Here is a 6,499-nt window from a genome sequence, read left to right on the forward strand (position 1 = left end):
CAATGCGGTCCGGATTTCGCCGGACAAGGCCAAGATCTCGGCGTGAAATCGTCCCTTCGGTGGGGAAGTAATCGGCCGTCCGGTCGCCTGCGGCCGACGTTTCGCGTTCTCCATCAATGGCCGAGGTCGCCCGTGAATTCCGCCCCCCGCACGTCCGATCCGGAAAAAGCGCCGCCGCGCAGCCTGTTGTCCAGGATCGGGCGCGTCGTCACCGTGATGCAGGCGGTCAGCGCCGTGCTGGCGGTGCCGATCGGCGTCACCGGCGCCTATTCGGTCTACAACGCCAATCTGTCCACCGCTGCAACCTGCAAGACGCTGCGCACCTCGCTCGTCGCCACCCTCGACCGCAATGTCGATCCCGAAACCCGCCGCCGGTTGATGCGCCGCGATGTCGAGGCGTTCGCGCAGCAATGCGCCGCGGCCGATCCCGACGCGGTCGAGGTGTTCCGCGCCGAGCTGGCCAAGGCAGAGGCCGCGCCGGCTGCGGCGCAGGCGCCGGCGGCAACGCAGACAGCGGCGCCCCAGCCCGTCGTGGCCCACCCCGCTCCCCCGCAGGGCGCGGCGCAGCCGGCCGCCGGGCTCGCGGTGGTGCCGGTGCCGGTGCCGCGCCCGGCGACGCTGCACGCCGCTTTGCCGCGCCGCGAGGCGCCGCGCGTCGAGACGCCACGCATCGAGACGCCACGCATCGAGCCCCAACGTCTGGAGACCCGGCCGGACGCCGCGGCCAAGGCTCCCCCGCACCTGCCGGCCTCCCCGCACCTGCCGGCCGCGCCGGAGGCCGAGGCGGTGGCGGTGCCGATGCCCGACGTGGCGGCCCCGCCGCCCCTCGCCCCGCCGCCGCTCGCCGCAGCGCCCGTGCGGCCGCAGGCGCCGATTGCTGCACCGCCGCAACCAGCAAGCGTGTGGGCGCCGCTGCGGCCGCCGGCCGATGTCGTGCCGGCCACCCCGCCGTCGTCCCCGGCCGAAACCGAAGATCTTTCGCCGCAGACCGACCTGCGGCTGGGAACCTTGCTGCGCTGACGGCCGCAGGCGCGCGCCCCGCCGCTTCACAGCGCCGCAACTGCGCCGGACGGATCGGCTGTCCGGCGGGCTGGCATTTCCGGACTACTGCTTATAACTCTTTGAAATCAAATAATATTTTAATTTCCCGACCCCGTTACCGTCGTGCGGAGCCCGTCGTGCCCGCGCATCCGGACGGGCCAGCCACCGCCGCCGCCGCGATTTGCCGCGGCCCACGCCGGCCGCCGCCCCTCGCCGCGCCCCGATTCGACCGCCGCCGGTGCCGGCCGGCGGTCTCGCCTGTAACTTTGTCATAATGTCGCAGGGATCCGGCCCGGATGGTCGCATATGATTTCATTAACAACCGACCGCCGATAGAAAACACGGCGGCACTTTGGGGAATACGGAGGACCAAGGTGTTCCAGATCGAAGCCATCGAACGCGACGCGCTCATATCGCTGCACCAGAACGCGACCGACCTCGACCGCAAGTCGGCGGGCCTGTCGCTCAAGACCATCGGCGGCACCACCGTTTCGATCGCCGCCAAGCTGCCGGCCAGCGCCACCGCGGTGAACCGGGCCATCGGCCTCGGTCTCGACCGGCCGGCCGAGCCGGACACGATCTTGGCGCTGGCCGACGCCTACCAGAGCGCCGGCGTCGCCAGCTACATCGTGCACTGGCACCCCGACGCCGCGCCGAGCCGGGCGGCGAACTGGATTTCCGGCCACGGCTTCGTCCGGGCGCCGGGATGGATGAAGTTCGTGCGCGGGCGCTCCGCCCCGCCGACGCCGCGGCCGCACCGTTTCGACGTGCGGCGGATCGGCGCCGAGGACGGGCTGGCCTTCGCCCGCATCATCTGCGGCGCGCTGGGCCTCGGCCAGGCGGCGGAAGGCTGGCTGTCGCGCCTGCCCTCCGCCCCGGGCTGGCACGCCTTCATGAGCTATTCCGAAGACCAGCCGGCCGGTGCCGGCGCGGTGTTCGTCTCGGGCGAGACCGCCTGGCTCGACTGGTGCGCCACCGCCCCCGCCTTCCGCGGCAAGGGCAGCCATTCGGCGCTGCTGTCGGCGCGGATTACCGCCGCGCTCGACCTCGGCTGCCGGACCATCGCCACCTGCGCGCGCGACGACGAGCCGACCATGGGCGACGACCACTCGTCCTATTCCAACATCGTCCGCGCGGGCTTCCGCGAAAGCTACGTGCGCGACAACTACACGCCGCAGCGGAGCTGACCCGCAGCCAAGACGACCCGCAGGCAAGACGACCCGCTGCGAAGACAACCGGGCGTCCGGCTGACAAGGCCGGTTCGCCGTCGCCCCATTGCCGAAGATCCCCCGTCCGAGCGGGGATTTTCGGCATGGGACCGCCTCCCACGACAAGAACGACCGGTGCCGGGGCGAACCACCCGGCGCCGGTTTTGCGCGCGTGCCCTCCCCTGGCACGCCGTGCCGGCCGCGCGGGGCTTGACCCCGCGAATGCGCCGCCGCAAGAACCGCCTGAGACCTGCTCCTCGCCGCGCGGCGGCGCGCTTCGCGCGCCCGCCCCGCCCCGTCCGACAGCATCCCTCAGGCGGCCGACCGTGACGGCCGGGAACCCAACGGCACATGACCCAGGCGGCTTCGCTCCACGACAAGATCCTCATCGTCGATTTCGGCTCCCAGGTGACCCAGCTCATCGCCCGCCGGGTGCGTGAGGAAGGGGTCTATTGCGAGATCGTGCCGTTCCAGGCGGCGGAGGCGGCCTTTGCGGCGATGGCGCCGATCGGCGTCATCCTGTCGGGCGGCCCGGCCTCGGTGACCGAGGCCGCCTCGCCGCGGGTGCCGCAGGCGATCTTTGAGGCCGGGGTGCCGGTGCTCGGCATCTGCTACGGCCAGCAGGCCATGGTGGCCCAGCTCGGCGGCACGGTGGAGGGCGGCCACCACCGCGAGTTCGGCCGCGCCGAGGTGGAGGTGACCGCCGAATCCGCGCTGTTCGACGAGGTGTGGCGCCAGGGCGAGAAATATCCGGTGTGGATGAGCCACGGCGACCGCGTCACCGCGCTGCCGGCCGGCTTCTCGGTCATCGGCGTGTCGGCCAACGCGCCGTTCGCGGCCATCGCCGACGAGCGCCGCCGCTTTTTCGGCGTGCAGTTTCACCCGGAAGTGGTGCACACGCCGCACGGCGGCGCGCTGTTGCGAAATTTCGTCCGCACGATCGCCGGCGCCAAGGGCGACTGGACGATGCGCGCCTTCAAGGACGAGGCGATCGCCCGGATTCGCGCGCAGGTTGGCAAGGAGCGGGTGATCTGCGGCCTGTCCGGCGGCGTCGATTCCGCGGTGGCCGCGGTGCTGCTGCACGAGGCGATCGGCGACCAGCTCACCTGCGTGTTCGTCGACCACGGCCTGCTGCGCCTCGGCGAGGCCAAGAAGGTGATGGCGCTGTTCCGCCACGCCTACAACATCCCGCTGGTGCTGGTGGAGGCCGAGGCGCTGTTCCTCAAGGAGCTTGAAGGCGTCACCGATCCCGAGGCCAAGCGCAAGACCATCGGGAAGCTGTTCATCGACGTGTTCGAGGCCGAGGCATCAAGGATCGGCGGCGCGAGCTTCCTCGCCCAGGGCACGCTCTATCCGGACGTCATCGAGAGCGTGTCGTTCACCGGCGGGCCGTCGGTGACCATCAAGAGCCACCACAATGTCGGCGGCCTGCCCGAACGCATGAACATGAAGCTGGTCGAGCCCTTGCGCGAACTGTTCAAGGACGAGGTGCGCGCGCTCGGCCGCGAGCTCGGCCTGCCGGAGGCGTTCGTCGGCCGCCACCCCTTCCCGGGGCCGGGCCTCGCCATCCGCTGCCCCGGCGAGATCACCAAGGACAAGCTCGACATCCTGCGCCTCGCCGACGAAATCTATATCGAGGAGATCCGCCGCGCCGGGCTCTATGACGAGATCTGGCAGGCGTTCGCGGTGCTGCTGCCGGTGCGCACCGTCGGCGTGATGGGTGACGGGCGCACCTACGACAATGTGGTGGCGCTGCGCGCGGTGACCAGCGTCGACGGCATGACGGCCGACTTCTACCCGTTCGACATGCGGTTTCTGGCACATGCCGCAACCCGCATCATCAACGAGGTCAAGGGCGTCAACCGCGTGGTCTATGACGTGACGTCGAAGCCGCCGGGGACGATCGAGTGGGAATGATTTTGGCCCTGCCGAGGGTATCCAGGAATATCCAAAAACACGCCGCAACACACTGATACATAAAACAAATGTCTTCGAAGGTGTTCGAGGACTATCGGCCGGCAGAGATCGCCGCTGACGTACTCTCTGACGGTGCGCTTCCCCATTGCGATTTCCGATTTCGTCCGATACCGTCAGGGTGTGAGTGGCCTCTGACGGTCTTTTTTTTGAGCTAACCTGCTGTAAGAAAAAGATGTTTTGTCACGAGGACGCCAGAAAATGGCCTGACGGTCGTTTTTCGAGGAGGCGGCCCGAATGTTGACGGATGCAGCCCTTAAGAACTTGAAACCAAAAGACAAAATTTACAAGGTGACCGACCGGGACGGCATGTATGTGCTCGTGAAGCCGTCGGGGACGCTCACATTTCGGCTGGACTACCGAATAAATGGGCGGCGTGAGACCGTCACGTTCGGCAAGTACGGCCCGGCCGGGCTGTCACTCGCTCGTGCGCGAGAGATGTGCATCGACGCCAAGCGGGCGATCAGCGAGGGACGATCGCCGGCGATTGAAAAGCAGCGGGAGAAGCGCCGGCTTCTGGAGGCGAAGAGCTTTGGCGAGTTCGGTGAGAAATGGTTGACTGCGGCGCCGATGGCGGACAGCACGCGGGCGATGCGCCGGTCGATCTTCGAGCGCGAGCTACTCCCCAAGTGGCGCAGCAGGCTGCTGACCGAAATCACCCCGGATGACCTCCGGGCTCATTGCGGCGCCATCGTCGAGCGCGGCGCGCCAGCGACGGCGATCCACGTCCGCGACATCGTCAAGCAGATCTTCGGCTTCGCAATCTTGCACGGCGAGAAGGTCGCCAACCCCGCTGACGATGTGGGGCCTTCTTCGATCGCAACCTTCGTGCCGAAGGATCGGTCGCTCTCGCCGACAGAAATCAGGATCATGCTCAGGCTGATCGAGAAGGTTGCGACGCTGCCGACCATCCGGCTCGGCATGCGCCTCTACCTGCAGACGATGGTGCGCAAGAGCGAGCTGCAGGATGCGACCTGGGATGAGGTCGATTTCGAGAATGCCGTCTGGACCATCCCGAAGGAGCGGATGAAGCGCTCGAAGGCGCACAACGTCTATCTGTCGTGGCAGACGCTCGACATCATGATCGCGCTGAAGACCTGCGCCGGTAATTCGAGATACCTTTTGCCGTCGCGCTATGACGCGGACGCGCCCATGTCGCGCGCGACATTCAATCGGGTGACCTATGCGGTTGTCGAGCAGGCGAAGAAGGAAGGTCTGCCCTTGGAGCCATTCACGGTTCATGATCTCCGAAGGACGGGATCCACGTTGCTCAATGAACTGGGCTTCAACAGCGACTGGATCGAGAAGTGCCTTGCGCACGAGGACGGCCGTTCATCACGGGGCGTATACAACAAGGCAGAGTACGAAGTTCAGCGCCGCCATATGATGCAGGAGTGGTCGGATATCATCGACGCCTGGGTCGCGGGCAAGAAGCGCGTCCCGGTACTCATCCCGCCTTCGATGCCGCTGCTTGAGCCCGACCCGGCTCTCGAACCGGGCGCGATCGCCGTTGCTTGACGTCAGGAGACTTCGCGCGAACAATTGGCATTGATCGGCGCGAAGTCAGCCAGGCTTCGACCTCCGCCAGGTCCCAGACGACGCAGCGGGGCGAGAGAGCGAAGCGTCGCGGAAACTCTCCGCGCTGCTCCATCTCGTAAATGGTGCTGTCGGCAAGCGGCACTATTTCGCGCAATTGCTGCCGACGGATGGTCCGCTTGATTGGACTGTCATTCCGGGGAACCATCATCGTCTCCTCAGCAATTCCTCTTGAGCAAATGAGCGCGATAGGTCCCGAAAGGGAAGGGAGGAAATTCAGATGTCGGATAGCTGGATACTGTGGCGTACAATTAGAAAGCTGTCTGGCTTGGTGCGGCCCTCTCTCGAGAGCTGTGGCGCTCTGAAGGCAAAGGTCACAGGTTCGAATCCTGTCGGATGCGCCAGTTTTTATCTTATAAAAACAGTCTTTTAGCAAGATTGCATCGACGAGCAGATACGCCCGAGTCGACCCGTGGAAGCTTCACGGAAGCAGACCGGCCTCACAGCACCACGGACCATGCGGTTTGCTCTGAAAGCAGGCGCGAGATGGCTGCGGCCCGACCGCTGACATCAAGGCAGCGGACGATCCACCGCCATGACGCTGTTGCCGGCTTTGCCAAGATGGCGGCGGCACCGCACCGCCAATGGTGTGGAGGCGGGAGCCATCCACAGCCAAAGAGTCCGGTTGACTCTGGCGTAGCTTGCGGGAACAAATAAGGAACATTCTGACCGCGAGCTGA

The 6,499-nt window shown here is 66.7% G+C and carries 5 protein-coding genes; 4 read left to right on the top strand and 1 reads right to left on the bottom strand.

Features of this window, described 5'->3' with window-relative positions; genetic code table 11:
- Positions 1-132 precede the first annotated feature (132 nt).
- The 4 genes from F1193_RS15515 (at position 133) to F1193_RS15530 (ending at position 5,741) form a co-directional block, all read left to right on the top strand.
- Complete coding sequence (locus F1193_RS15515) at positions 133-1,020, top strand: hypothetical protein (protein WP_150098708.1); 888 nt, start codon at positions 133-135, stop codon at positions 1,018-1,020.
- A gap of 395 nt (positions 1,021-1,415) precedes the next feature.
- Entirely contained in the window at positions 1,416-2,228 is an 813-nt protein-coding gene (locus F1193_RS15520; protein ID WP_150098709.1) for a GNAT family N-acetyltransferase, read from the top strand.
- Positions 2,229-2,600: 372 nt separating this feature from the next.
- Positions 2,601-4,166: a glutamine-hydrolyzing GMP synthase gene (gene guaA / locus F1193_RS15525; protein WP_150098710.1), complete on the top strand. Its 1,566-nt coding sequence runs from the start codon at positions 2,601-2,603 to the stop codon at positions 4,164-4,166.
- A 294-nt stretch (positions 4,167-4,460) separates the two neighbouring features.
- Entirely contained in the window at positions 4,461-5,741 is a 1,281-nt protein-coding gene (locus F1193_RS15530; RefSeq protein ID WP_150098711.1) for a tyrosine-type recombinase/integrase, read from the top strand.
- On the opposite strand, the gene F1193_RS15535 is transcribed toward F1193_RS15530, so the two are convergent.
- Entirely contained in the window at positions 5,671-5,967 is a 297-nt protein-coding gene (locus F1193_RS15535) for a helix-turn-helix transcriptional regulator (RefSeq protein ID WP_150098714.1), read from the bottom strand. The two genes, F1193_RS15530 and F1193_RS15535, sit on opposite strands and share 71 nt — an antisense overlap.
- Positions 5,968-6,499 lie beyond the last annotated feature (532 nt).

The sequence above is a fragment of the Blastochloris sulfoviridis genome (genome assembly GCF_008630065.1).
GTDB classification, from domain to species: Bacteria; Pseudomonadota; Alphaproteobacteria; order Rhizobiales; family Xanthobacteraceae; genus Blastochloris; species Blastochloris sulfoviridis.